We start from the raw sequence: 24,852 nt of genomic DNA on the forward strand, positions 1-24,852 counted from the left end.
TGGTCGTGTGGCGTTGGAGTTTTGTTGATTAGGCAGGGGGTGTGGCGGTGCGGTTCGGGTGAGCGGGGGCGTGTGGCGGTGCGGTTCGGGTGAGCGGGGGCGTGTGGCGGTGCGGTTCGGGTGAGCGGGGCGTGTGGCGGTGCGGTTCGGGTGAGCGGGTGCGTGTGGCGGTGCGGTTCGGGTGAGCGGGGGCGTGTGGCGGTGCGGTTCGGGTGAGCGGGTGCGTGTGGCGGTGCGGATCGGGTGAGCGGGGGCGTGTGTGGCGGTGCGGTTCGCGTGAGCGGGGGGCGTGTGGCGGTGCGTGTGGCGGGGTGTTGCGCCGGTGTCCTGCGCGCGCCGCCCCGAGGACGGCAGGGATGTGCGGCGTCGGCTGCGGTGATCCCTCCATCCACAAGAGGGCCTCACGCCGGTTCTCCACGGATGTGACGATCCGTCGCTTCCATGTCGGTGGTCGCTGATTGAATACACGTATGACGATGATCAGCGGGTCGACAGCAGCGGAGGCGGTGCTCAGCGAGGTGCGTGCTCGCGGCGACCGGGCCGCCGCGCTGGCCCGTTCGGCGTCCCCGCTGCTCCTGGCCGCGGCCGAGGAGCTGCACGCCGGGCACCGGGCCGCGCTCGAGCATCCGGGGTCGTTCGCCCGCGGCTCGGCGTCCCACGCGTCGAGCGACCTCGCCGAGCGATCGATCCGTGCGGAGTTCGCCGTCGCCCTCGGAGTCTCCGAGCGGGTCGCCTCCCGCGAGCTCGACCACGCGCGCCTCCTCGTCGAAGACCTGCCGGCCACCCGCGCCGCCCTCGCCGGGGCGCGCCTGCGGTGGGAGGCGGGCCAGGTCGTCTGCGCCGTAGCGGCCACCCTGCCTCCGGGCTCCCGCGCCGCGTTCGATACGCGGGCGGCCGAGCTCGCGGCCCGCACCACGCCGACCCAGCTGCGGCGCGCTCTGGCCCGACTGCGGGAGGAGCTCCACGAGCAGCCCCTCGCCGAGCGGCACCGACGTGCCCGCGAGGACCGCGCGGTCTGGCTGACCCCCGAGGTCGACGGCATGGCGACGCTCTGCGCCCTCCTCCCCGCCCCGGTCGCCGTGGGGGCGTACAGCCGCCTCGACCGGATCGCCCGGATCCTCCGCGACGCGGCGGAGGGGACGCCGCCGCTCGACGCCGCGGAAGCGGGCTCCTGCGGAGCGGAGTCCAGCGGGACGACCGGAGCGGAGCCCGCCGGGACCACCGGGGCGGGCGCCGTCGATGCGATCTCCCGAGCGGGCGACGCGCGGACCCTCGCCCAGCTGAGAGCCGACGCTCTCGCCGACCTCCTCTGCGATGCGGACGTCATCGGCACGGTGCCCGACCCGGTCGGTGCCGATCGGCCCGTTCCGACCCTCGTCACCGGCGTGCGCGCCGAGGTGCGGGTCACCCTGTCGGCGAGCACCGCGTCCGGCGCCGACGACGCCTCCGCCGAGCTCGACGGCTACGGCCCGATCCCCGCAGACGTCGCCCGGAGCCTCGTCCCCGCGACCGTCACCCGCGTGCTGACCGAGCCCCGGACGGGCGCCGTCCTCTCGGTCGGGCGCACACGCCGACTGCCGCACCGCGAGCTGCGGCTCCTCCTCCAGCTCCGCGACGTGACCTGCCGCTTCCCCGGCTGCACCCGCTCCGCCGCGAGCGCCGAGGCCGACCACGTCGTCGAGTGGCGAAACGGCGGCGGCACCGACCCCGGCAACCTCGCCAGTCTCTGCGTCGCCCACCACCACGTGCGGCACGGCGACCGCTGGACCTACGTCCTCCACCCCGACGGCACCGCCGACTGGACCACCCCCACCGGCCGCCGCATCACCACGCGCCCGCCGGGCCTCGAGGAACGGCTCCGTCCAGGCCCACCCGCGACCCCGAGGTTCGAGGACCGGCCGCCGCCGTTCTGACACGCTGCCGTTCTGACACGCTGCCGTGCTGCCGTGCTGCGGTGCTGCGGTGCTGCCGTGCTGCGGTGCTGCGGTGCTGCCGTGCTGCCGCGCTGCCGTGCTTTCGTGCTCCCGTGCTGCCGTGCACCCCTGAGGGAATCGGCTGTCGGGCGGGTTCGGCCCATGGCGCGGGTTCGCACTGGTGATCGGGCCGTGCTGTCGCTCGGAGGCGAGTGCTCAGCGACCTCCCGCCGCGCCACTGACGCTCGGATCTGCGCCTTCGCTCGGGTTCACGCGGCCGCACCGTCGCACCACCGCCGCACCACCGCCGCTGAGGCGCGGACCGTCACCGGGGCCGCACCGTCGCCTGACACCGTGCCGACACCAGGGCCGTGCCGCCGCCGTTCGCCATGCCGCCGTTCAGCCACCACGATGCAGCACCTCGGCAGCTCAGCACCTCGGCAGCTCAGCGCGCGCCTAACCGCCGTCACATGCCGTCGCGTCGGCCCGCCGTTCGGGCAGCGTGTCTCGGGACTGCGCTGGCGCCCCGCACCGCCCCTCGGCTGCTCCGGCGGGGTGCGCAGTCCGGGCGAGCAGTCCGGGCGGGCACGCGCGGTCAGTCGGCGACGCGGAGGAGCACCTCGCCCGTCGTCCCGCCCCGCAGCCGTCCCGCCGCCGCGACGCTACGCCACCAGGAAGCGGTCCGCCGTCCGCAGCGAGAGCGCCATCGTCGCGAGCGCCGGGTTCGCGATCAGCGCGCTCGGGAACACCGAGTTGTCGCACACCCAGAGGTTCGGCACGTCGAAGCTGCGGCCGTCCGCGTCGATCACGGCGTCGCCCGCGTCGGTGCCCATCCGCACGGTGCCGAGCGTGTGCGCCGTGCGCGCCATCACCCGCGTGCTCGTCGCGCCGGCCGCCTCCACGATCGCGGTCATCGTCCGGATCGCGTGCCGGTCGATCGCCTCCTCGTTGGCGCCCGCCGAGAACGTGATGCGCGCCTTCGGCACCCCGTGCTCGTCCAGCTCGTCGGTCAGCTCCAGCCGGTTGCCGTCGGCGGGCAGGCACTCGGCGTTGATCCCGACGCCCGCCGCGAAACGGTAGCCGTCGAGCGCGTCCATCAGATCTCTGCCCCAGAGGCCCGCGCCACGGGCGAGCGTCGTCGCGTAGGTCAGCGGCATCACTCCGAGGCTCTGGATCAGGTAGCCGCCCGCGAAGTCGGCGTCGGCCGGGCGGACGGTGTCCTCGGTGATCACCGAGGAGGGGTAGCCGCGGTAGCCGCGCATCTCGTTCTCGAAGGTGCCCCAGACCTGGGTCGCCCCGTGCGCCAGGAAGTTCCGGCCCACCTGGCCGCTGCTGTTCGCGATGCCGGTGTGCAGGAGGAGCCGGGGCGTCTCGACGCCGCCCGCGCAGAGGAACAGGGCGGAGCAGCGCTGCCGGTGCTCCACTCCGCCGCTCGTGTAGACCACGGCGCACACGCGGCCCGCGGCGTCCAGCTCGATGCCGTGCACGAACGAGTCGGCCCGGATCTCGGCACCGGCCCGCACCGCCTCCGGCAGGTAGGTCACGTCCATGCTCGTCTTCGCGCCGGTCCGGCAGCCCTGATGGCACTGGCCGCAGTTGACGCAGGAGGGCCGGCCGTCGTCCCGCGGGCCGCTGAGCACGGCGGCGGGCGCGTCGGTCGCGCGCATCCCGATCGCCGCGCAGCCGCGCAGCATCATGTCGGCCGAGGCGTTCCGCGCGAGCGGGCCCTGCAGGTAGCGGCGCGACGGGTCCCACGGGTACTCGGCCGGGCCCGCCACTCCGATCGTCGCCTCCACCTTCTCGATGTACGCGGTGAGCTCGGCGTGCTCGATCGGCCAGTCGCGGCCGACGCCGGAGTCGCTCCGGAGTCGCAGGTCGCGCGGGTCGGGGCGGGGCGTGAACGCTCCCCAGTGCAGCGTCGAGCCGCCGACCCCGCGGCCGCTGTTGTTCTGCCCGAAGGCGGTGGGAGTCTCGCCTCCGCTGAGGCGCTCCTCCATCCAGTTGATCTCGACGGCCGCCGTCTCGTCGGCGGTGTGGCCGAGCGGATCTAAGTGCGGCCCGGCCTCGAGGGCGACGACGCGCAGCCCGCGAGCGGCGAGCACCGAGAGCAGGGGCGCTCCGCCGGCCCCGGTGCCGATCACGACGGCGTCGACCGTCTCGTCGAGCGGGAAGCGGCGCATGCCGGTCGTGTTCATCGGTGACTCCTCGTCGTCGGTTCCCAGGTCTCGCGGTCGTCGGCGCCGAGCAGGCGGAAGCCCGTCACGAGCGGCAGCGTGTCGCCGCCGCTGGCGTAGCCGTCGTAGCCGATCCGCGCCATCGACGCGGGGTGCGCCAGCCACTGCTTCACGAGGTCGACGCGGCAGTCCTCGAACCAGGCGGTCAGCTGCTCGGCACCGAGCCCGCCGGCCGAGCGGTCGCCGGGCTCCGCGGAGCCGTCGGCGATCGCGGTGAGGCGCGCGTCCTGCTCGGCGGGGCCGAGGTCGGCGAAGCCCCGGAGGGCGTCGAGCGCCAGACCGTAGGCGATCGGGTCGGCCGGCAGGTCGGCGTTGCGCCAGCCGTCGCCCTCGCCGTTCGCGAGCTGCGTGTCCACCCGTGCGGCCAGGTCGATCCGGCCGCCCTCCTGCGGGACGACCCGGTCGGCGATCGCGCGCAGCTCCGCGAGCTGGGCGACGGTCAGGGCGCGCGGCGCGTACTCCGGGTCGTCGGCGAGCGCGCGCACGGCCAGCAGCCCGCGCACCCGCGTGGAGGTCCGGGCGGAGGCGATGGCCGCGCCGACGTCGGCCGGGACCGACGGCGCCGTGCCGGCCTCCTCCTCCCAGAACCGGCGGATCGCCGCCGCCACCTCGACCGGGCGCTCGAACGGCAGCAGGTGGCCCGCCCCGGCGAGCGTGAGCAGCCGGGCACGGGAGTAGAGGGAGCCGTTGAGGCGGCGCTGCGCGTCGGCGCCGAGGTCGCCGTCCTCACCGCCCGCGATCAGGAGCGCGGGCACGGCCCCGAGGGCGGCCTCTCCGGTGCGGTCCTCGCGGCTGCCGTGCTCGAGCCAGTCGCGCCAGCCCTCGGGGGAGTAGCGGCGCAGCTCGGCCAGCACCTCCGCGTCGGCGTCGGCGGGCAGCGGCGAGCCGACGTTCTGGTCGACGAACTCGCGCGCCTGCGCCTCGTCGAGGTGCCCGTCGTCGACCCAGCCGAGCATGGTCGAGCGGCGCTCCTCCTCCATCGGCTCGGGCGAGAGCGGCGACCCGGCGAGGAGCACGACGCCCGCGAGCCCGAACAGGCCCGAGCGGCCGGTGACCGTGCGGGAGGCCACGAGCGAGGCGATCTTCCCGCCCATGCTGTGCCCGAGGAGCAACCAGCGGGAGGAGCCGTGCTCGCGGATCCGGCGGATCGTGGCAGCGGTCATCTCCTCGAGCGAGGTCCCGGATCCACCGGGCAGGTCGAGCGCGACGAGGTCCGCGACGTCGGCGAGCTCGCGGCCGAGCGCGTCGAAGGCGCGGCCGTCGAGCCCGAGTCCGGGCAGGGCGAAGAGGGTGGGGCGGGGGCTGGTGGACACGGGCGTCCTGTCGGATCGGCCGCGCCACGGCGGTGGGGAGCGGGAGGGGAGCGGCGGCGGGGGGCCGACCCTCCCCATCCGACCACACGGCGTGCGCGCGCCCGGACCCTTGCGCCGGCGGGGCTCTCGTGCTGTGCTCTGCGCCACCGTCCGCGGCACGATGCCGGGCGGTCGTGCCGCCCCTCTGTGCCGCGCCTCCGTGGCGGGCCTCAGAGCGGGGAGGCGAACACCACCAGGTTGTCCCGGTAGCGGCCGATCGCCGTGTCGTACTCGCCTCCGCAGGTCACGAGGATCAGCTCCTCCTCGAGGGTCGCGCCGAAGACGCGGGCGGTGGGGAACGCGGCCTTGGCGTGGGACTCGACCGCCGTCACCCGGTAGCGGTGGTCGGAGCCGTCCACTCCGCTCACCGCGATCTCATCGCCCGGGGCGAGCTCGCCGAGGCGGAAGAAGACCGCGGGACCGGACCGCGAGTCGACGTGCGCCGCGATCACGGTGCGGCCGCTGCCACCCGGGCGCCCGCCTCCCGAGAACCAGCCGACGTCGTCGTAGTCCACCGGCACCTCCATCGCCCCGTCCGACTGGATGCCCAGCGCGATCAGCGGCTCGTCCAGGCCCATCGCGGGCACGCTCAGCCGGGCGGGCTCGACGCCGACGGTGCGCGCGGGCGCCGCAGCGGCGGGGTCGGGCACGGGGACCGGGGGAGGAGTGACCGGGGGAGCAGAAGCGAGGGCCGGAGGCGCGGGCGCGCTCGCGGGCGTCTCCGCTCCTCCGCTCCCGTCCGCGGCGGCGCACCCCGCGAGGAGCAGCACGGCGCACAGTGCCGCCGCGCCGCTCCTCGACCGGGTGCCCACGATCAGGAGGCGGTGCGCCGGCGGGCGACGACCACTCCGGCCGCGCCGAGGGCGGCGACGGCTCCGAGGCCGGCCATCGCGGCGAGACCGGACGGGCCCGTGGCGTCGCTCCCGGCGGCGGTCGCGCCGCCACCGGTCTGGAGGCCGCCGACCGGCACCTGCGAGAGCTGGCCGCGGACGACGCCAGCCGCATACGAGGCCGTGTGGGAGTCGCCCGCGAAGGCGGCGGGATCGGCCTCGAGGGCCTTCAGCGTGAATCCGGCGCCGGTGTCGGCCCCGTTCGCCTGGATGCCCGTGGTGAAGGGGCCCTGCAGGCAGCCGCTGCTGGTGCGGGGGCCGTCTCCGACCGGGGCCGGGTTCGGGAACGCGATGCGCGGCGGGCCCGCCTTGCCTAGCGCCGCCTGGTGGATGTGCGTCGCGGTCTTCGCGGGGCTCTGGTAGTCGCCGGTCACACCGGTGAGGGTGATGTCGTAGCAGATGACGTCGAGGTCGCTGTTGACCCGGAAGGTCATCTCGCCCGTGGCGCCGGGCTGGCCGGGGGTCGCGGCGGAATCGGCGTTCACGACCTGGTCGGGCGTCGCCATCACCGTGAAGGCGCTGGTGAACGAGGACGGCTCGGCGACCTCGGTCTCGGCCTGGGCCGGCGCGGCGGCGAAGAAGGAGGCGGCGGCGACGGCGGTGATGCCGCCGAGGGAGAGCAGGCGGCGGCCGGCGCGGTTCCGCGCGGGGGACGTCTTCGTCATGGTGGAGCCTTTCGATCGCGAGCGCCGAGCGGGCCCGATGCAGGGAGTACGGCCGGAAGCGGCGCTGCGTTCACTCCATCTGAGAGGATCTTCACGGAGACGGTCCTCGCCTCCGATGAACGCCGCCGCCGCCGCGGCCGTACCCCCTTCCGACGGACCACCGGTCCCGACGAGGAGGCGGTGTGGCGCGCACGGCGACGGCACGACGAGACGAAGGGCCCGCGATGCCGCGCGAGCACTCGGAGGTCCCGGCTCCGGTGGTGCGCCTCGAGCCCCGGACGGCGGGGTTCGACCCGGCCGCCGCCTTCGACGAGCACGGGTCCGCCCTGCTCGGCTTCGCGCTCAACGCCCTGCGTGACCGCGGCCTCGCCGAGGACTGCGTGCAGGAGACGTTCCTGCGCGCCTGGCGCTCGCGGGCGAGCTACTCCGCCGAGCGTGCCAGCACCCGCACCTGGCTCTTCGCCATCGCCCGCAACGTCGTCATCGACGTGCACCGCTCGCGCCGGCGCCTGCCGCGCCTGGTCGAGGCCGAGATTCTGGAGGAGGTGCCCGCGGAGGACCGCGACCCCCTCGAGCCGCTCGCGATCGCCGAGGCGCTCGCGCGGCTCTCCGCCGAGCACCGGCAGGTCGTCGTCGCCGTCCACCTGAACGGCGAGACCTACGCCGAGCTGTCGGCCGCCACGAGCGTGCCGGTCGCCACCCTGCGCAGCCGCGCCTTCTACGCTCTCCGAGCGCTCCGCGGTCACCTCGCGAGCGCCGGACCCACCGACGAGGAGAGATCGTGATCGACCGAGACCAGCCCGACGGAGACGAGCCCGGCGGCCGCCGCGAGGAGCTCCTCGCCGCGGCCCTCGCCGGCGACCTCTCCGCCGAGGAGACGCGGGAGTTCGAGAGCCTGCGCGCCGCCGACCCCTCGATCGACCCCGAGCTCGCGTCGTTCGGCGCGGTGGTCGACCGGGTCGGCGCGCTGGGCCGCTGGGAGGAGGCGGAGCCGTCGCCGGAGCTGCGGTCGCGCGTCGCGGCGCTCGCCGGGGAGCGGCCCGAGCGCGGGGAGAGTCTGCGTGCCTCGCGCCGCCGGGCCCCGCGCCGCCGTGCCTCGCGTCTCCGTGCCGTCCTGGCCGTCGCCGCGGCGGCCGCGCTCCTCGTCGTGGGCGGCGTCGCCGGAGTGGCCCTGCGGTCCGCCGAGGAGCGCCCCGTCGCGGGACCGCCCGGGACGCTCGGCGCCGTCGAGGCGATCGCCTTCGACGAGCGGACGGAGGGCGTGACGCTCGACGGCTCGCTGGTCGCGCACACCTGGGGCACCGAGACGATCCTCCGCGGGACCGGCTTCGCCCTCGGCGAGAGCTACGACCTCGTGCTGGTCACTGGCTCCGGCGAGCGGCTCCCGTCCGGCTCCTTCCTCGGCAGCTCCGCGGAGCTCGACTGCGAGATGAACGCGGCCGTCCTGCGCGAGTCCGTCGCCGCCGTCGAGATCACCGACGCCGGCGGCGCGCTCGTCGCCTCCGCCGCCCTCCCCGCCGTCACCTGAGAGCCGGCGGCGCAGGCTCGCGGCGCGGCTTCAGCTCGCTGACGAGCGTGCCCGCGACGATGAACCCCGCCCCGAGCAGGGCGAGCGCGGGGAGCCGGTCGCCGGCGAGGCGGCCGATCAGACCGGCCCAGACGGGCTCGGCGGAGTAGATGATCGTGGCGCGCGACGGCGAGACCGAGCGCTGAGCCCAGTTCATCGTCAGCTGGATCAGGCAGCTGCTCGCCCCGAGCGCGAGCGCGGGGATCAGCCAGGCCCCCGAGAACGCCGGGACCGCCTCGCCTGCGACGGGCATCGAGGCGAACCCGAGCGCGCCGGCGACCAGCAGCTGCACCACGGTCACCCGGCCGAGGTCCACGCGTCCGGCGACGAGGCCGATCAGGATGATCTCCGCCGCGATCGGCAGCGTGCTCACGATCGTCGCCACCTCGCCCGCTCCGAGCGCGACGCCCGGCTGCGGGCCCGCGATCAGGAGCAGTCCGACGAACGCCAGCGCGACGCCCACCAGCGTCAGCACGCCCGGACGGCGACGGAACACGACCCACTGGAGCAGCGGCACCAGCGGCACGTACAGCGCGGTGAGGAACGCGGAGGTGCTGCTCGTGATCGTCTGCAGCCCGTAGCTCTGCAGGCCGTAGCCCGCGAAGATCATCACCCCGATCACGACGCCGGCCGCGAGATCGATCCGCCGCATCCCCCGGAGCGACCGGTGGAACACGACCGCGCTGATCAGTCCCGCGATCGCGAACCGCATCCCGACGAAGAACAGCGGACCACTGTGCTCCATCGCGATGTGCACGGCGAGGAAGGTCCCGCCCCAGATCGCGGTGATGCCGATGAGCGCCCACTCCGGACGGGTGAAGCGGAGGCCCCGGAGCGGCGAGATGTGCATCATTCTGCACATCCTAGGAGCAACAGGGGCCTGTCGGTGCAGAATAGTGCGCATGTCGGCTCCCGTCCTCGCCCACCTGGGCGGCAACCTCCGCCTCGCGCGGCGCGGAGCCGGGCTGAGCCAGTCCGCGCTGGCGGCGCGCTCGGGTATCAGCCGGCGGACGATCGTCGCGGCCGAGGCCGGCGAGGCCAACATCTCGCTGACCGGAGTCGACCGCCTCGCGACCGCCCTCGGCACCACGTTCACTGCACTCGTCTCGGCCCCGGGATCCGCGCCCGCGGCGATCGACCAGGTCGCCTGGCGGGGAGCGGGCGAGGCGAGCGTCGCCGTCCTGCTCTCCTCCGTCCCCGCGCGCCGGGAGGCCCAGCTCTGGACCTGGACGCTCGGTCCGGGGGACCGCTACGACGCGCAGCCCGACCCCGAGGGGTGGCACGAGATCCTGCTCGTCACCGCCGGCGCGCTCCTCCTGGAGCGGGAGGGCGAGGAGCCCGTGCGGCTGGAGCCCGGACGGCACCTCGCCTTCCCGACCTCGCGGCACTACTCCTACGTGAACGCGGTGGATGCCGTCACGACGCTCGTCCGGATCGTGGTCGACTGACGGGTCGGCGCCTCAGGCCCGCGAGCGCAGGGTCTCGAGCAGCGCCGCGGGGGTCTCGGGGTCGTCGAGGCTGATCGCGAACTCGCGCGAGCGGTCCGTCGTCACCACCAGCCCCGGCCCGGCGTGCAGGATGACCGCCGAGCGGCCCGGCATCACCCGGTACCCCCAGCCGCCCCACTCCGACGGCCGCAGCTGGGCCGTGCCGGCCGAGGCGATGGTGTCGAGCGGGATGCGGCGCAGCGGGATGCCGAGGGCGGTCGTGACGACGCGGAGGCCGCGGCGGTCGGCGGTCACCCTCAGGCGGGAGAAGGAGAGGAGCACCAGCGCGACGACGCCGAGGACGACGGCCATCGCGATCGCCGGACCGGTGGCGCCCGCCGCGGCGAGCGTCGCGAGGGAGAGGGCCGCGCCCGCCGCCGTGGCGATCGCGGCGACGGCGAACACCGGGCCCGTCAGCGTCTGCGACCAGGCGCCGGTCTCCTCCGCCGCCAGCGGCAGGCGGCCGGCGGCCAGGCGGGAGGCGCGCCGGGTGCCCGGAGCGATCAGCGCGGGCACGACGGCGAAGAGCATCCCTCCGAGCAGCGCGAGCAGCCACCCGCCGAGCTCCGCCCCCTCGGCGCGCCCGGCCGCGAGCGTCGTGCCGACCGAGGTCGCCCAGGCGGAGGCGCCCAGCCCGGCCACGAGGCCGAGGGTCGCCAGCAGGAGCCGCGGGGCGCGCCCGACGACCGCCGCCACGACGCCCGCGACGGCCGGGAGCCCGGAGAGCACGAGGGCGATCGCGAGCAGAGCGCCCGTCGACGCGGTCGCATCGGCCGCCCCGGTGCCCGACCAGTGCGAGGCGAGCTCCGCGGGCAGCGCGTCGTCCAGGACGAGGCGTGAGACGAGCACTCCGGCGGCGGGGAGCAGGAGGGACGCGGCGGCGAGGAGCTCGCGGCGGCGGTCGGCGGTGGCGGTCATGATCCGGTCCTCTCGATCAGGCGGACGAGCTCCGCCGGGGTGATGCCGCTGCGGCGGGCCTCCGCGAGCAGCTCGTCGACCAGGGCGGTCACGCGCACGAGCCCGGGCCCGGCCGACTCCGTGATCCACGCGCCGCGGCCCCGGCGCATCTGGAGGATCCCGTCGTCGCGCAGGGCGGCGTACGCGCGCAGCACGGTGTGCATGTTGATGCCGAGCGAGTCGGCGAGCTCGCGGGCGGGCGGCAGGCGGTCGCCCGCCGAGAGCTCGCCCCGGGCGACGGCCGAGCGCACCTGCGACTCCAGCTGGTCGGCGAGCGAGCCCGCCGCGGAGTGGTCGACCCGGAACAACATGTTCACAATGTTAGTAGAACAAGCAGTGCACCACCAGGCCCTCAGTGCAGCGCGAGCGACACCGCCAGCACCACCATCACGACCGCCACGGCCGCGTCGAGGATCCGCCAGGCCCCGCGGCTCCGGAACAGCGGCCGCAGCGCCCGCGCCCCGAAGCCGAGAGCGGTGAACCACAGCACGCTCCCGGCCGCCGCCCCCGCCCCGAACCACCAGCGCTCGTCGCCGTGCGTGTTCGCCACCGACCCGAGCAGCACGACCGTGTCGAGGTAGACGTGCGGGTTCAGCAGCGTGAGCGCCAGGCACGTGCCGATCGCCGTGCGGAGCGACGTCGAGGCGCCGGCCGGATCGCCGTCGAGGGTCCCCGGCCGCAGTGCGCGCCTCGCCGCCATCACCGCGTAGGCGAGGAGGAAGGCGATGCCGCCCCAGCGGATCACCACCAGCAGCCACGGCGCCGACTCCAGGACCGCTCCGATCCCCGCGATCCCGAGCACGATCAGCGCGGCATCGCAGAGCGCGCAGATCGCGACGACGGCGGGCACGTGCTCGCGGCGGAGGCCCTGGCGGAGCACGAAGGCGTTCTGCGCGCCGATCGCGATGATGAGCGAGAGGCCGAAGCCGAGGCCGGAGAGGGCGGCGAGGAGGGGGGACACGCTCCGACGCTAGGGCGGGGCGCTCCTGTAGACCAGCTCATGCTCCTTCAGTACCGTAAGCAGCACTGATGCTGACAGACGACCTCGACCTCTCCCGCCTGCGCGCGCTCGCCGCCTCCGTCCGGTACGGCTCCTTCGACGCCGCCGCCCGGGCCCTGCACATCACCCCCTCCGCCCTCAGCCAGCGGATCAAGGCGCTCGAGACCGCCGCCGGCCGCGTCCTGCTGGTGCGCTCGCGCCCCGTCGTCGCGACCGAGGCCGGTGCCGGGCTCCTCCGCCTCGCCCGTCAGATCGAGCTCCTCGCCGACGACGCCGTCCGCTCGCTCGGCGGCGAGGACGCGGCGGGGGCGGGCCCCGTCGTCCTCCCGCTCGCCGTCAACGCCGACTCCCTGGCCACCTGGGTGCTGCCCGCGCTCGCCTCCGTCCCCGACGTCGTGGTGGAGCTGCATCGCGAGGACCAGGCGCACACCACCGCGTTCCTCCGCGACGGCACCGTGCTGGCGGCCGTCACCGGAGAGTCGGAGGCGGTGCTCGGCTGCACCGTCGCGCCCCTCGGAGTGATGCGGTACCGCGCCATGGCCTCGCCTGCGTTCGCCGAGCGCTGGTTCCCGGACGGCGGCACGGCCGGCCTCGCGAGCGCTCCGCTGGTCGTCTTCGACGAGAAGGACCGCCTGCAGGACGACTTCCTCCGGGCCGCCGGCGTCGACGGCAGACCGCCGCAGCACCGCGTCCCCGGATCGACCGACTTCGAGCGGGCCGTGCGCCTGGGCATGGGGTGGGGGATGCTGCCCGAGCTGCAGGCCCCGGTCGGCGGCGAGGGCCTCGTCGAGCTGGGCGGCGACCCCGTCGACGTCCCCCTCTACTGGCAGCAGTGGGCCCTGCACACGCCCGCCCTCGACGCGGTCGCCGCGGCCGTCTCCGCCGCCGCGCGCGCCGCGCTCCGCTGACCCGCGCGCTGACCTGCGCCGCCGGGGAGGCGCTCAGACCGCGAACACGTCGCGGAGGGTCACCGTCTCGAGCGAGCGCTCGCGGAGGATGTCGACGAGCCGCGCGTAGACCTGCGTCACCGGATCGAAGTTGGCGTGCCCGATCACGATGTGCTGCGGCAGGAACCACTGGTCCGCGAAGCCGACCACCTGCTCCGGCGTGATCCGCCCCGAGTCCGAGAGCGAGCCGTACCAGAGCACCGTCGCCGTGTAGCCGATCGCCGCCGCGGCGGCCCGGCTCCGCTCGTCCGTGTAGCCGAACGGCGGCCGGTAGAAGGGCGCCGCCTCCACCCCGTAGGTCGAGCGGATGAAGTCGCCGTTGCGGCCCAGCTCCTCCTGCACGCCGTCGCTCGAGAGGCTCGTCAGGTCGGCGTGCGACCAGGTGTGGTTCGCGAGCTGCACCTGCCCCGAGGCGACGAGCGGAGCCAGCAGCGGCGCGTTCGCGGTCCACGAGTCGTACTTCCCGTTGAGGAAGAAGGTCAGCCGGGTGCCGGTGTCGCGGGCGAACTGCGCGTAGGCGGCGACCACGTCGGAGTCGGCGCCGTCGTCGACGGTCCAGGCGAGCGTGCTCCCCTCGCCGGGCAGCTCCGAGATCGTGCCGGAGGGCAGCGGCGCCTTCCGCCGCACCGGAGTCGCCGCGGCGGTCATGGTCGGCACGGGGCGGGGAGGGGTCGGGACGGCCGTCGGAGCGGCGGACGGCAGCACCGCCGCCGGCGCCGTGCTCGGCGGGAGCGCCGCGGGAGCGGGCCGGGCGGGCGTGCACCCCGTCAGCGCGACCGCCGAGGAGGCGATCCCCAGCAGCAGCGCGCGTCGCCTCAACCGGTCCACGGGCCCCCCTCGCGAGCCCCGTCCCCCGGAGCGTCCCCGCGACCGTAGCGGTCGGGGAGGGAGCGGGCAACGCGGCGCGACACCCCTCCCTCCCCGCAGCCTCTACCGGAAGGTGCGCCTGACCGCGTTGTTCGCCGGCGTGGGATCGGCGGCGGCGGTCGACACCCTGGCGTCGATCGTCGTGGCGGCCGGCCGGTCGACGAGCGTCACCGAGTAGGTGGTGCTCCGCCCGGCCGAGACGCTCGGCGCGGTCCAGGTGAGGACCGTCGTGCCCGCGGCCGAGCCCTTCGTCTGCACGGCGCCGGGCGCACTCGCCACCGTTCCGCTGACGACGACTCGGGTGGTCGTCGTCGCCGCGTCCCGGGTGCCGGTGTTCCGGACGGTGATCGTGCCCGAGAGCGGGGCCGTCGCCGCCAGTCCCGGCGCCGGCGCCAGCGTCAGCGTCAGGTCGGCGCGGGTGGAGGACTTCACCTGCAGCGACTGCGTCACCGAGGTCGCGGCGAGCCACGCGGAGTCGCCCGCCTGCGTGGCCCGGACGGTGCAGCTCGCCGCGCCCGTCAGCCGCACCGTCGCCGTGCCCGCGCCGGTGGCGGTCAGCGTGCAGCTGCCGCTCGCGTACAGCTTCACGGGCAGACCGGAGGAGGCGGTGGCCGCGACCGGGTAGGCGATCCCCTTCTCGGGCGAGGACGGCATCGCGGTCGAGAAGGCGACCTTCTGCGCCTTCTTCTTCTGCGGGACGACCGCGGTGACCGCGATCGACTGGGTCGCCCGGGGAGCCGCGTCGTGCGAGGCGTCGCCGGCCTGATCCGCGGTGACGGTGCAGGTGCCGGATCCGCTGAAGGTCACGACGCCGCTCGCGAGCGAGCACGCGCCCGTGGCGCCGATCGTGACCGGCAGACCGGAGGAGCCGCCCGCCGCGGTCGGCGTGTAGCGGCCGCCCGCGGTCGCCGTGCTCGGAGCCGCGGAGGTGAAGGCGACCGTCTGCAGCGCCTTGCCGATCGGGAACGTCCGGACGACTTGCTCCGCGGGCGCGTGAGCGTCGTCGCCGGCCTGGTCCAGCGTCAGCGTGCAGGTGCCGACGGAGTCGTAGGACACCGTGCCGTCCTCTCCCAGCGAGCAGGAGTCGGAGGCGTCCAGCACCGGGTCGGCGCTCGACGGGCCGCGGACGATCGACGGGGTCCAGGAGCCGCCGATCCGGGCGTCCGTCGGAGCGGCGTCGCGGAACGACACCGCTCCCGCCGCCGTGCCGACCTCCACCGACTGCGTGATCCGCGGAGCCGCCGAGTGGCGCTCGTCCCCGGCCTGGTCCGCGGTCACCGTGCAGGTGCCGGAGCGGGTGAAGGTCACGACGCCGTCCGCGACCGTGCAGGACCCGGCCGCTCCGAGCACCACGGGGGCGCTCGACGCGCCGGCCGTCACGACGGGCGTGTAGGAGCCCCCCGCGACCGCCGCGTCGGGGACCGGCGAGGCGAACGCCAGCGTCTGGCCGAGGGCGCCGATCGCGAAGGTGCGGACGGACTGCGGAGCGGCGCCGTACCGCGAGTCGCCCGCCTGGTCGAGCGTCAGCGTGCAGGTGCCGACGGAGTCGTAGGACACCACTCCCGCGGCCGCCGAGCATGCTCCGGAGGCGGTCAGCACCGGACGCGCCGTGGACGGTCCGGCGACGATCCGCGGGGTGGTCGTCCCGCCGACCGTCGCGCCGGTCGGCGCGCTGCCGCCGAAGGAGACGGTGCCCGCGAGCAGTCCGACCGCGATCACCTGCGAGGCCCGCTCCGCCGCGTCGTACCGGGTGTCGCCCGTCTGGTCGGCGGTCACCGTGCAGGTGCCCGATCCGGTGAAGGCGACGACCCCGTTGGTGAGCGTGCAGGACCCGGAGGCTCCGAGCACCACGGGCCGCCCGGAGGCTCCTCCGGTCGCGGTCGGACGGTAGGTGCCGCCCGCGAGCGCCGAGTCCGGCGCCTGCGAGGTGAAGGCCACGGTCTGCGCGGTCCGGGTGATCTCGAAGCTGCGCACCGCCGTCGGCGCTGCGCTGTGGCGGGAGTCGCCCGCCTGGTCCAGCGTCAGCGTGCAGGTGCCGGCGGAGTCGTAGGAGACCAGTCGGAAGGGCCCGACGGAGCAGGCGCCGGAGGCCGTCAGCACCGGGGGAGCACTGGAGGGGCCGGCGACGACCGCGGCCGTCGAGGAGCCCCCGACCCGGGCCGCGGCCGGAGCATCGCCGCCGAACGCGACGGTCCCCGCGAGCTGCGTGACCGCGACGGTCTGCGAGGCCTGCGCCGCCGCCGCGTAGCGCCCGTCTCCCGCCTGGTCCGCCGTGACGGTGCAGGTGCCGCTGCCGGCGAAGGTGACGACGCCGTCGGCGAGCGTGCAGGCGCCGGTCGCTCCGATCGTCACGGGGAGCCCGGAGGCGCCGCCCGTCGCGGTCGGAGTGAGCGTGTCGCCGGACGCGGCCGTCGACGGCGCGGTCGAGGTGAAGGCGACGGTCTGCGCGATCGCGGTGACCTCGAAGGTCTGGACCGCCCGCGCGGTGCCGTAGGTGGCGTCGCGGTAGTGGATCGCCGTCAGCGTGCAGGTGCCCGCGGAGTCGAACCGGACGGCGCCGTTCTCGCCGTCGGAGCAGGCGCCCGAGACGCTGAGCACCGAGGGGCCGGAGGACGGTCCGCGCGTGAAGGCGGGAGTGAAGGATCCGCCGACCTCCGCGTCGGTCGGGACGGCGGTCGTGAACGCCACGGAGCCGGGCGCGTAGCCGACCTCCACCTCCTGCACGGCGGGCCGGGCGCTGTCGTACTGCCGGTTGCCGTTCTGGTAGGCGAAGACGCCGCAGACGCCCTTCGTGGTGAAGGTGACCACGCCGTCCTTCGCCGAGCACGACGCGGTGGTGAGGAGGAACGGAGCGATGCCCGAGGCGCCGCCCTCGATCACGGGGCGGTACGTGTCCCCGAGGACGGCGCCGACCGGAGGCGCGCTCGTGATCCGGACCGTCTGCGGGAGGAAGTAGATCGAGTACTCCTGCTCGGCGTGCCGCGCGGGCCAGTAGCCGTCTCCGGGCTGGTCGAGGGACAGCACGCAGAGCCCGGCCCCGTCGTTCCGCACGGTCACTCCGTCCGGGAGGATCGAGCAGTCTCGGCTCGCGGAGAGCACGGGCACGCCCTTCGACGGGCCGGGCACGATCGTCGGCCGGTACGTCTCGAGCGACATCGCGTGCGGGGGCGCGGTGCTCCCGAAGGAGAGGTTCCCCTCGGGAGTCCCGACCGTGATGACCTGCCGGACCTGCGGAGCGGCGTCGTGTCGATCGTCCGCGGCCTGGTCGATCGTCACCGTGCAGGTGCCGTCGCCGAAGAACGTCACCACGTCGTCCGCGATGGTGCAGTTGCCGTTCTCGATCACCGCGATCACGAGCGGGTTGCCCGAGCCGCCGCCGGTCGCCTCGACCGTGTACCGGTCGTCGGTGAACACCCGGTCGGGCGGAGTCGAGGTGACGACGACCGTCTGGGGGATCCGCGAGATCGGGACGAAGCGCACCAGGCCGTCGGCGGCCGCGTACACGTCGTCGCCCGGCTGGTCGAACTGCACGCCGCAGGTCGAGGGCTCGGTGTAGGTCAGGATCTGCGCACCCGTCGCGTCGGGGGCGACGGTGCAGCCGAAGAAGGTCCTGACGAGCACCGGCAGTCCCGAGCTCGAGGTCGCCGTGGCGACGCCGGTCGACTCCAGGACGCCGGTCCTCGGCACCGCGACCGTCAGCGTCTGCGACGCCTTCGCGACCTCGAGATCGAAGGAGGCGCGCCCCGCGGTGTAGTGGTCGTCGCCGGCCTGATCCGCGGTCACGGTGCAGGTGCCGCTCCGGGTGAAGGTCACGACGCCGTCGGCGATCGCGCAGGATCCGGTCGCTCCGATCGAGACGGGGCTCCCGGAGCCGCCGCCGGTGGCCGTCGGAGTGAAGGTGCCCAGCGCCGTCGGCGCGGTCGGCCGCGAGGAGGTGAAGGCGACCGTCTGCGAGAACTTCCGGACCGTGATCCGGAACGAGGACGTGCCGGTGTTGCCGGCCTCGTCGTCCGCGGTGCAGTCGACCGTCGTGTCCCCGATCGGGAAGACGCTTCCCGAGGCGGGCGTGCAGGTCGAGCCCACGGCTCCGTCGACCGCGTCCTGCGCGGAGGACGCGAAGGTGACGACGGCGCCGGAGACGTCGGCCGGCTCGGCCGTGACGGCGGCGGGCACGGTCACGACGGGGGCCGAGCGGTCGGCCAGCGCGAAGGTGCCGGGGATCGACCGGAGGGTGTAGTTCGGCCCCGCGTCGCCTCCGTCGCACCGCGTGACGTAGTCGCCGACGGGCGTGCGCGCTCCGATCGTCACCTTCCCGGTGCCGTCCGCCGTGTAGTAGGCGCCGGTCGGCTCGGTGACGAACCGGTCGGTTCCTGCGAAGCCGTCGGCCGTGCAGGTGACCGTCGGGGCGGTCGCGGTGCCGTGCGCCTGCGTCCCGGGGCTCGACGCGGTCACAGAGAGGGGCGCCGGCGAGATCGTGAGCGCGCCGTCGATGGTGATCAGCTGTCCCGAGGGGTTCGTCAGGCCGGAGCAGCGCGTGGGGTAGCGGCCGACGGGGGTCGTCGCGGAGAGCGCCAGCGGCGTCGTGAATCCGGTGTCGGACGCCGCGAAGGCGCCGCAGGAGACCGTCCCCGAGGGGGAGCCGGTCACGGAGGCGGTGATCGCGGGGGGAGTGGATCCGTAGGTCGACGAGGGCGAGGAGGCGGTCACCATCGGGACGGCCGCGACGATGCGCAGCGCGCCGTCCTTGTACCCCGCGATCGTGTAGTCGCTGCTGACCTTCGCGCCGCTGCACCGCGTGGTGAAGGTGGTGAAGGTGGAGGTGGGCCAGTTCGGGATCAAGCGGTAGATGACGTCGCCCGCCGTGACGATCGGCCGGTAGACGCCGGCCGTGAGCGGGGCGCCGAAGGTGTCGGTGCCGACGAAGGCGGCCGTGCAACGCAGGTCGGGGGACGGCGCGCCTCGCGGGTAGTCGACCGTCGGGGCGGTCACCGTGAGCGCCTTCGGCTTCGCCGTGAAGCTCTGCAGGGGCTCGCCCGCCCAGCCCAGAGGAGCGAGCGCGTCGAGCCTCGCCGCGAGCGTGCAGACGCCGGCGTGGAGCACGGTCACCCTCATGCCGCTGACGGAGCAGGTCTCGGCGGTCCTGCTGCTCAGGACGATCGAGCGGCCGGGCACATCGACGGCCTGCGCGTAGGGGCTCGCGTCGAAGGAGTCGCCGTACGCCTTCTGCGGGAGCGTCGACAGGTCGAAGCGCACGCCGCCCACCGCCACGGTGGCCGGGTCGCTGCGGACGCTGCCGCCGCAGGTGGTCAGGGTCGCCCGGTAGCGGTAGGAGCCGGTGGGATCGGGGCCGGCCTCGAGGAACGCGGTCCCGTCCTCCCGGGCGCCCGCCCGGCCGAGCGCGGGCTTCCACGTGGCGCCGCCGTCCGTGGACCTCTCCCAGGACACGGCGGGGATGCCGCCGTAGACGGCCGAGACGCTCACGCCCATCGTCAGCGTGTAGATCTGGTTGGTGACGCCCGCGATGTCCGAGGGCTGCCGGGTGATGACGGGTGCCGCGGCGCACGCGCGCACCTCGTGGCGCAGAGCGGGGAGCGCCGACCAGCTCCCTCGTCCCGCCTCGGCGGGGGTGATGGTGTCGGGGTAGTGCGCGCGGATCTCGTTCCAGCCCTGCGGGATGTCCCTCGTGGTCAGAACGCCGACGCCGTCCGCGTCGAGGGTCACCCTGCTGGTACCTGCACCGGTGAGGATCTCGACGGTGCCGCCGGCGGCCACCGGCCGGCCCAGGCTCGGGATGGTCACCTTCGCGGTGACGGTGACCTCCTGCCCGAGCATCGAGAAGTCGGGGGTCCGCGTCACGGTCACGGCGGTGTCGTACACCGGAGCGACCACGGGGTCGGCCGCCGTCGGGCCGGCCGTCTGCGAGATCCTCGTCACGCTCGGGTGCACGTAGCTCGAGCCGCCGCCGCCGGCGCCGGGGTCGTTCATGACGCCGAGGGTGTCGTTCATGCTGCCGAACACGTAGGGCGATCCGCCGCCGCCGCCGTACCACCAGCCGGCCCCGCCGCCGCCGCCGCTGTGGCCGGGGAACGAGCAGTTGCCGCCGCCGCCGCGGGAGGCGCCGGCGTCGGCGCCCTTGCCGTCGTTGAGGAACACGCCCCACTGGCCGTTGTTGCCGTCGGCGCACTCGCCGAACGTGCTGTAGCCGCGGGCGCCGGGCGAGCCGCCCGAGCTCTGCCCGGCCGCGCCGCCGCCGCCGCCGTCGGCCGCGTTGTTCCTGCCGCCGTTCCCGCCGCCCCTCGCGCCGCTGCCGGCGTCGGCGTCGCCGCCGACCGAGGACCGCCCGCCGCCGCCTCCGCCGCCCGCCGCCACGGCGAGGGCGTGCTGACAGCCGTCCGAGCCGGCCGTGCTGAGGTACTGGGCGTCGCCGCCCGCGCCGCCGGAGTCGCCCCCGTAGACGCCGCCGTTCACGTAGCGCGTGGCGCCTGCCGCTCCGGCCGGGGCGCCGGCGAGGCGCCCGATCTCCAGCACCTGCCCGGGTGTGACGGGCACCTCCACGACGAGGCTGGAGCCGCGTCCGCCGGCGTTGCCCGTCCCGAGGCCGCTCGCACCCTTCCCGCCGTTCTGGCCGCTGAGGACGGCGCGGACCGTCGAGACCCCGGTCGCGGGAACGGTGTACTGCGACACCGTCGAGACCTTCGGGGAGGTGAAGCACGCGGTGCTGAAGACCGGCGCCGCCGACGCGGTCGGCGCGGCCACGACGCTGAGTCCTGCGCCCGCTACGAGCACGGCCGCGGCGACGAGGGAACGGAGGAAGGACTGGCGCATGTGCTGCTACTCCCGGCTGCTGCCGGGAGCGGGCGCCCGCGGTCGGCTCAGAGTAGGGCGTTCGTCGACCCGCGAGGAAGGCGCAAGATACACGAACGCCCTGCTCGGGGGGTACGGGAGGCCACTTCTGCCGGAACCTCCCAGGAAGTCCCCGTGCACGTCCGGGCAGCGTCCCCACCCTGTCGGGGCAGTGTCCCCACCCTGTCGGGGCAGTGTCCCCACCCTGTCGGGGCAGTGTCCCCACCCTGTCGGGGGAGTGTCCCCACCCTGTTGCGGCCGCCGCCCGGGTCGCGTAGCCTAGCGAGGTTGCGTGCATCTGCACGCGCTTGCGTGCTGCCCACCGGGCAGGAGCTCCGGCTCCGGCCGGACAGGCGGGCGGTGCGCCGACAAGTGACCTTGGGTGGGTCGGGCGGGGCTTCGTGCCGCGCGTGATCCACGGTAACCACACATGGAGGAAACCATGGCAGCAGTCTGCCAGGTGACCGGAGCCGTCCCCGGCTTCGGGCACGCCATCTCGCACTCGCACCGGCGCACTAAGCGCCGCTTCGACCCGAACGTGCAGAAGAAGACGTACTACGTGCCGTCGCTTCGCCGTAACGTCACCCTGACCCTCTCGGCCAAGGGCATCAAGGTCATCGACGCCCGTGGCATCGAGTCCGTCGTCAAGGATGTTCTCGCTCGCGGGGTGAAGATCTAATGGCCAAGCAGCAGGACGTCCGTCCGATCATCAAGCTCCGTTCGACGGCCGGCACCGGTTACACCTACGTGACCAAGAAGAACCGCCGCAACGACCCCGACCGTCTCGTGCTCAAGAAGTACGACCCCGTAGTGCGCAAGCACGTCGACTTCCGCGAGGAGCGCTAAGTATGGCCAAGAAGAGCAAGATCGCCCGCAACGAGCAGCGCAAGGTGATCGTCGACCGCTACGCCGCCAAGCGCCTCGAGCTGAAGAAGGCTCTGGTCGACCCGGCCGGGACCGACGAGACCCGTGAGGCCGCCCGCGTCGGCCTCCAGAAGCTCCCCCGCAACGCCTCGCCCGTCCGCGTCCGCTCGCGCGACGCCGTCGACGGCCGCCCCCGCGGCAACCTCACGAAGTTCGGCATCTCGCGTGTCCGCTTCCGTGACATGGCGCACCGCGGCGAGCTGCCCGGCATCACCAAGTCCAGCTGGTGACCGAGCGCCGCTAGCGGCGTGAACGACCGAAGGCCCGTGATCGAAGGATCGCGGGCCTTCGTCGTCCCGCCGGCGGACGTAAAATGTGCGGATGACCGACTCCAGCCTGCCCACCGTCGCCGAGATCGCGGCGCTCATCGACCACGCGATCCTGAAGCCCGAGCTCACCCGCGCCGAGGTCGACGCCCAGCTCGACGAGGCGCGCGCGTCCGGCGTGTTCAGCGTCTGCGTCCGCCCCTCCGACATCGCCCACTCGGTCGCTCGGCTCGAGGGCTCCGGCGTCCTGGTCGGCACCGTCATCGGCTTCCCCCACGGCACCACCTCGACCGCGGCGAAGGTCGCGGAGTCGCGTCAGGCGCTCGCCGATGGCGCGTCCGAGCTCGACATGGTCGTCAACATCGGCCGCCTCCGCAGCGGCCTGCTCCAGGACGTCGAGGACGACGTCCGCGCCGTGGTCGAGGCCGCCGAGGGCCACGTCGTCAAGGTCATCCTCGAGACGAGCCTCCTCGACGACGAGCACGTCGTCGAGGGCAGCCGGGCGGCCGAGCGTGCCGGCGCGGACTTCGTGAAGACCGCCACCGGCTTCGCGGGCGGAGGCGCGAACGAGCACGACCTCCGCCTCATGCGCGGCGCCGTCTCGGAGGCCGTTCAGGTGAAGGCGTCCGGCGGCGTCCGCGACCTCGACACGCTCCTCGCCTACCGCGGCCTCGGCGTCACCCGCTTCGGCACCAGCGGCTCCGCGACCATCCTCGGCGACCTCGCGGCGCGGCACTCGGGCGACTCCTCCGCGGCACGTGTCGACTCAGCCTCCTACTGACGGAGCGGCCGACGAGGGCCGCACCGCACCCGCCGACCGGATGACGCCGGTGCGCCTGCGCCCGGGCCGCGCCGGCCGGTGGGCGGAGCGGACCCGCCGCCCCCTCGACGAGATCGCCCGCGCCCTCAAGGAGCGCGTCTACGCGACCTTCACGGGCCTGGCCGTGGTGACGATCTACCTGGTCGGCGACCACCCCGACGCGGTCCACGCGCTCCAGAGCCTCGTGATCTCGATCATCGGGATCTCGGCCGCGGGCTTCGTCGCCGAGGTGATCGCGCACCAGGTCGTGCACGCTTCGGCGCCCTCGCGCTCCGAGACGCACACCATGCTGCGGATCGCGGGCGGGGCGCTCGCCTCGGCGTCGCTGCCGGTCCTCGCGCTCGGCGCCGCGGCGCTGGGCTGGATCGACGCGACGGTCGCGCTGCGGATCGGCGCGGGCGTCTACGTCGCCACGCTCGCGGGGATCGCCCTCATCGCCGTCGTGCGCGCGGGCCTCTCCAGGAAGGAGAGCATCTTCTCGCTGCTCGGGATCGTGGGCCTCGGCGTGCTGGTCGTCGGCGTGCTCGCGCTCGCGCACTGATCCGGAGGCGCCGCCGAGCGTAGGCTCGGACGGATGACGTCACGCACCAGGGTCGAGCTCGGCCGCCGCGAGGACCTCGGCGCCGACTGCGCGAACTGCTTCGGCCTGTGCTGCGTCGCTCTCGCCTTCGCCCGCTCCGCCGACTTCCCGTTCGACAAGCGCGCCGGAGACCCGTGCGTCAACCTCGACGGCGAGGACGCATGCACGATCCACCGCCGGCTCCGGCCGCAGGGCTTCGTCGGCTGCACCGTCTTCGACTGCTTCGGCGCCGGCCAGAAGGTCTCGCAGCACACGTTCGGCGGCGTCTCCTGGCGGTCCGAACCGGCCGTGCGCGAGCGGATGTTCGCGGTGTTCCCGCTGATGCGCCGCCTGCACGAGCTGCTCTGGTACCTCGACTCCGCACTGGCGCTGCCCGGCGTCGCCGCGCCGCTCCTCGACGAGCTGCGCGAGCGGTTCGACGCGGTGCACGCGCACACCCTCGGTGAGCCGGAGCAGGTGGTCGCGGTCGACGTCGACGCGGAGTACGGAGCATCCCGGCCGCTCCTGATCGCGGCGAGCGCGGCCGCTCGCGCAGGAGCGGCGCCGGCTGCCCGCCGGTCGAAGGGCCGTCGGCTCGCTCCGGGTGCCGATCTGGCGGGCGCACCGCTCCGGAACGCGGACCTGCGGGGAGCGGATCTGCGGGGCGCGCTCCTCCTGGCTGCGGACCTGCGGGGTGCGGATCTGCAGCGGTGCGACCTGCTCGGGGTGGACCTTCGTGATGCGGACGTGTCCGGTGCGCGGCTCGCCGAGGCGGTCTACCTCACCCAGGCGCAGGTGAACAGCGCCCGAGGGGATGCGGCGACCACGCTGCCGTCGCATTTCGAGCGCCCGTCGCACTGGGGCGGCTAGCCCGCCAGGTCAGAGGCTGCGGGGGCCGCCCAGCGACTCGTCGCCGCCCTCGTCGTCGAAGCCGAGGGCCTCGACGACCTCGCGGCCGAGGAGGTGCGCGCCGCTCCAGCCCTCGATGACGCACCGGGGGAACGCCTCGCGGTCCGGCGAGCCGAGCCATGCGGCCGCCGCCTCGCGGGCCCACGCCTCGGAGGCGTACACGCCGATGATCTCGGTGCGGTCGTCCCACGGCGTCGCGGTCGAGAGGACGAAGTGGTCACCGTTCACGATCGGATCTCCTCCGGCTCTCGGGGTTCAGCGACCCCGTGGGAGTGCGGGACCGGACCGGACGCTACCCGTGCGCGGGGGAGCGCGTCTCCGGGGTCGACACGAGCGCGGATGAAGGCTACGGGAACGTCGAGCGCGGCGCGATCACCCGATGGTCCCACGCAGGCGGGCGTTCAGCCCACCAAGAGCCGTCGCGATCTCGTTCTCGTCGCTTCCGGGGAGGAGGGCGCCGCCCTGCTCGAGGCCGTGGCGCAGGGCCTCGACCTCCTCAGCGGGGAGGCCGCCGCTGTCGAGGAGGGCCTGGAGGGCGGCGAGGATGCCGACGAGGGCGACGGCGTCGTCCAGGTCGAGGGGGCGGACGCAGGACTTCTCCATGTCATCGCTCCTGTTCGGGTCAGGGGTTCGGGGGCGGGGGCCCCACATC

The 24,852-nt window shown here is 74.8% G+C and carries 23 protein-coding genes; 11 read left to right on the forward strand and 12 right to left on the reverse strand.

Features of this window, described 5'->3' with window-relative positions:
* The first annotated feature begins 470 nt into the window (after positions 1-470).
* Positions 471-1,913, forward strand: a complete 1,443-nt coding sequence (locus tag C5C35_RS15660; RefSeq protein ID WP_104263540.1) for an HNH endonuclease signature motif containing protein — start codon at positions 471-473, stop codon at positions 1,911-1,913.
* Positions 1,914-2,575: 662 nt separating this feature from the next.
* Here C5C35_RS15660 and C5C35_RS15665 read toward each other — a convergent pair.
* From C5C35_RS15665 to C5C35_RS15680, 4 genes are all read right to left on the reverse strand, one after another.
* On the reverse strand, positions 2,576-4,108 hold the full coding sequence (locus C5C35_RS15665) for a GMC family oxidoreductase (RefSeq protein ID WP_104263541.1): 1,533 nt from the start codon (positions 4,106-4,108) through the stop codon (positions 2,576-2,578).
* Complete coding sequence (locus tag C5C35_RS15670; protein WP_104263542.1) at positions 4,105-5,460, reverse strand: alpha/beta hydrolase; 1,356 nt, start codon at positions 5,458-5,460, stop codon at positions 4,105-4,107. The genes C5C35_RS15665 and C5C35_RS15670 overlap by 4 nt, the downstream gene beginning before the upstream one ends.
* Before the next feature lie 209 nt (positions 5,461-5,669).
* On the reverse strand, positions 5,670-6,149 hold the full coding sequence (locus C5C35_RS17150) for a class F sortase (RefSeq protein ID WP_258063722.1): 480 nt from the start codon (positions 6,147-6,149) through the stop codon (positions 5,670-5,672).
* A 164-nt stretch (positions 6,150-6,313) separates the two neighbouring features.
* Entirely contained in the window at positions 6,314-7,054 is a 741-nt protein-coding gene (locus tag C5C35_RS15680) for a CHRD domain-containing protein (RefSeq protein ID WP_104227340.1), read from the reverse strand.
* 224 nt (positions 7,055-7,278) lie between these two features.
* Between C5C35_RS15680 and C5C35_RS15685 the strand changes: the two genes are divergently transcribed.
* Together C5C35_RS15685 and C5C35_RS15690 are read left to right on the forward strand one after the other, a co-directional pair.
* Positions 7,279-7,839: a sigma-70 family RNA polymerase sigma factor gene (locus tag C5C35_RS15685; protein WP_104263544.1), complete on the forward strand. Its 561-nt coding sequence runs from the start codon at positions 7,279-7,281 to the stop codon at positions 7,837-7,839.
* Positions 7,836-8,582, forward strand: coding sequence for a hypothetical protein (locus C5C35_RS15690; protein WP_104263545.1), 747 nt, complete (start codon positions 7,836-7,838; stop codon positions 8,580-8,582). The genes C5C35_RS15685 and C5C35_RS15690 overlap by 4 nt, the downstream gene beginning before the upstream one ends.
* Here the strand turns inward: C5C35_RS15690 and C5C35_RS15695 are convergent.
* Positions 8,575-9,474, reverse strand: a complete 900-nt coding sequence (locus C5C35_RS15695; protein ID WP_258066314.1) for a DMT family transporter — start codon at positions 9,472-9,474, stop codon at positions 8,575-8,577. The genes C5C35_RS15690 and C5C35_RS15695 overlap by 8 nt on opposite strands.
* 49 nt (positions 9,475-9,523) lie before the next feature.
* Between C5C35_RS15695 and C5C35_RS15700 the strand changes: the two genes are divergently transcribed.
* Entirely contained in the window at positions 9,524-10,069 is a 546-nt protein-coding gene (locus C5C35_RS15700) for a helix-turn-helix domain-containing protein (protein WP_104227343.1), read from the forward strand.
* A gap of 12 nt (positions 10,070-10,081) precedes the next feature.
* Here the strand turns inward: C5C35_RS15700 and C5C35_RS15705 are convergent, their stop codons facing one another.
* Genes C5C35_RS15705 through C5C35_RS15715 form a run of 3 tightly spaced genes read right to left on the reverse strand, consistent with a single transcriptional unit; the run spans position 10,082 to position 12,026 of the window.
* Positions 10,082-11,026: a hypothetical protein gene (locus tag C5C35_RS15705; protein WP_104263546.1), complete on the reverse strand. Its 945-nt coding sequence runs from the start codon at positions 11,024-11,026 to the stop codon at positions 10,082-10,084.
* Complete coding sequence (locus C5C35_RS15710; protein ID WP_104225158.1) at positions 11,023-11,376, reverse strand: GntR family transcriptional regulator; 354 nt, start codon at positions 11,374-11,376, stop codon at positions 11,023-11,025. The genes C5C35_RS15705 and C5C35_RS15710 overlap by 4 nt, the downstream gene beginning before the upstream one ends.
* A 41-nt stretch (positions 11,377-11,417) precedes the next feature.
* The gene (locus C5C35_RS15715; RefSeq protein WP_104227345.1) at positions 11,418-12,026 is read right to left on the reverse strand and encodes a LysE/ArgO family amino acid transporter; all 609 of its coding nucleotides are present in this window, start codon (positions 12,024-12,026) and stop codon (positions 11,418-11,420) included.
* Between the two features lie 68 nt (positions 12,027-12,094).
* Between C5C35_RS15715 and C5C35_RS15720 the strand changes: the two genes are divergently transcribed.
* Positions 12,095-12,973 (forward strand): LysR family transcriptional regulator ArgP, encoded by an 879-nt coding sequence (locus C5C35_RS15720; protein WP_104263547.1) that lies wholly within the window; start codon positions 12,095-12,097, stop codon positions 12,971-12,973.
* A gap of 33 nt (positions 12,974-13,006) precedes the next feature.
* Here the strand turns inward: C5C35_RS15720 and C5C35_RS15725 are convergent, their stop codons facing one another.
* Both C5C35_RS15725 and C5C35_RS15730 read right to left on the reverse strand, forming a co-directional pair.
* Positions 13,007-13,840, reverse strand: a complete 834-nt coding sequence (locus tag C5C35_RS15725) for a polysaccharide deacetylase family protein (protein WP_219812150.1) — start codon at positions 13,838-13,840, stop codon at positions 13,007-13,009.
* A gap of 102 nt (positions 13,841-13,942) precedes the next feature.
* Positions 13,943-20,704: an HYR domain-containing protein gene (locus tag C5C35_RS15730; RefSeq protein ID WP_146078781.1), complete on the reverse strand. Its 6,762-nt coding sequence runs from the start codon at positions 20,702-20,704 to the stop codon at positions 13,943-13,945.
* Between the two features lie 460 nt (positions 20,705-21,164).
* Here C5C35_RS15730 and rpmB point away from each other — a divergent pair, with 460 nt between their 5' ends.
* The 6 genes from rpmB (at position 21,165) to C5C35_RS15760 (ending at position 24,161) form a co-directional block, all read left to right on the forward strand.
* Complete coding sequence (rpmB, locus tag C5C35_RS15735; protein WP_056038148.1) at positions 21,165-21,401, forward strand: 50S ribosomal protein L28; 237 nt, start codon at positions 21,165-21,167, stop codon at positions 21,399-21,401.
* Positions 21,401-21,568 (forward strand): 50S ribosomal protein L33, encoded by a 168-nt coding sequence (gene rpmG, locus C5C35_RS15740; RefSeq protein WP_027692168.1) that lies wholly within the window; start codon positions 21,401-21,403, stop codon positions 21,566-21,568. Before rpmB ends, rpmG begins: the two co-directional genes overlap by 1 nt.
* Before the next feature lie 2 nt (positions 21,569-21,570).
* Complete coding sequence (rpsN, locus tag C5C35_RS15745; RefSeq protein ID WP_104225107.1) at positions 21,571-21,876, forward strand: 30S ribosomal protein S14; 306 nt, start codon at positions 21,571-21,573, stop codon at positions 21,874-21,876.
* A 91-nt stretch (positions 21,877-21,967) separates the two neighbouring features.
* Complete coding sequence (gene deoC, locus C5C35_RS15750) at positions 21,968-22,693, forward strand: deoxyribose-phosphate aldolase (RefSeq protein ID WP_181127846.1); 726 nt, start codon at positions 21,968-21,970, stop codon at positions 22,691-22,693.
* On the forward strand, positions 22,671-23,273 hold the full coding sequence (locus tag C5C35_RS15755) for a hypothetical protein (protein WP_146078782.1): 603 nt from the start codon (positions 22,671-22,673) through the stop codon (positions 23,271-23,273). The genes deoC and C5C35_RS15755 overlap by 23 nt, the downstream gene beginning before the upstream one ends.
* Before the next feature lie 33 nt (positions 23,274-23,306).
* A complete protein-coding gene (locus C5C35_RS15760; protein WP_104263550.1) occupies positions 23,307-24,161 on the forward strand; it encodes a pentapeptide repeat-containing protein in 855 nt (284 codons plus the stop codon).
* Between the two features lie 9 nt (positions 24,162-24,170).
* Here C5C35_RS15760 and C5C35_RS15765 read toward each other — a convergent pair whose 3' ends face one another.
* The gene (locus C5C35_RS15765; protein ID WP_104238985.1) at positions 24,171-24,428 is read right to left on the reverse strand and encodes a hypothetical protein; all 258 of its coding nucleotides are present in this window, start codon (positions 24,426-24,428) and stop codon (positions 24,171-24,173) included.
* A 144-nt stretch (positions 24,429-24,572) separates the two neighbouring features.
* On the reverse strand, positions 24,573-24,803 hold the full coding sequence (locus tag C5C35_RS15770) for a hypothetical protein (protein ID WP_104234552.1): 231 nt from the start codon (positions 24,801-24,803) through the stop codon (positions 24,573-24,575).
* Between the last annotated feature and the right edge of the window lie 49 nt (positions 24,804-24,852).

The organism is Rathayibacter sp. AY1F8 (assembly GCF_002932165.1).
In the GTDB taxonomy this organism is placed as follows: domain Bacteria; phylum Actinomycetota; class Actinomycetes; order Actinomycetales; family Microbacteriaceae; genus Rathayibacter.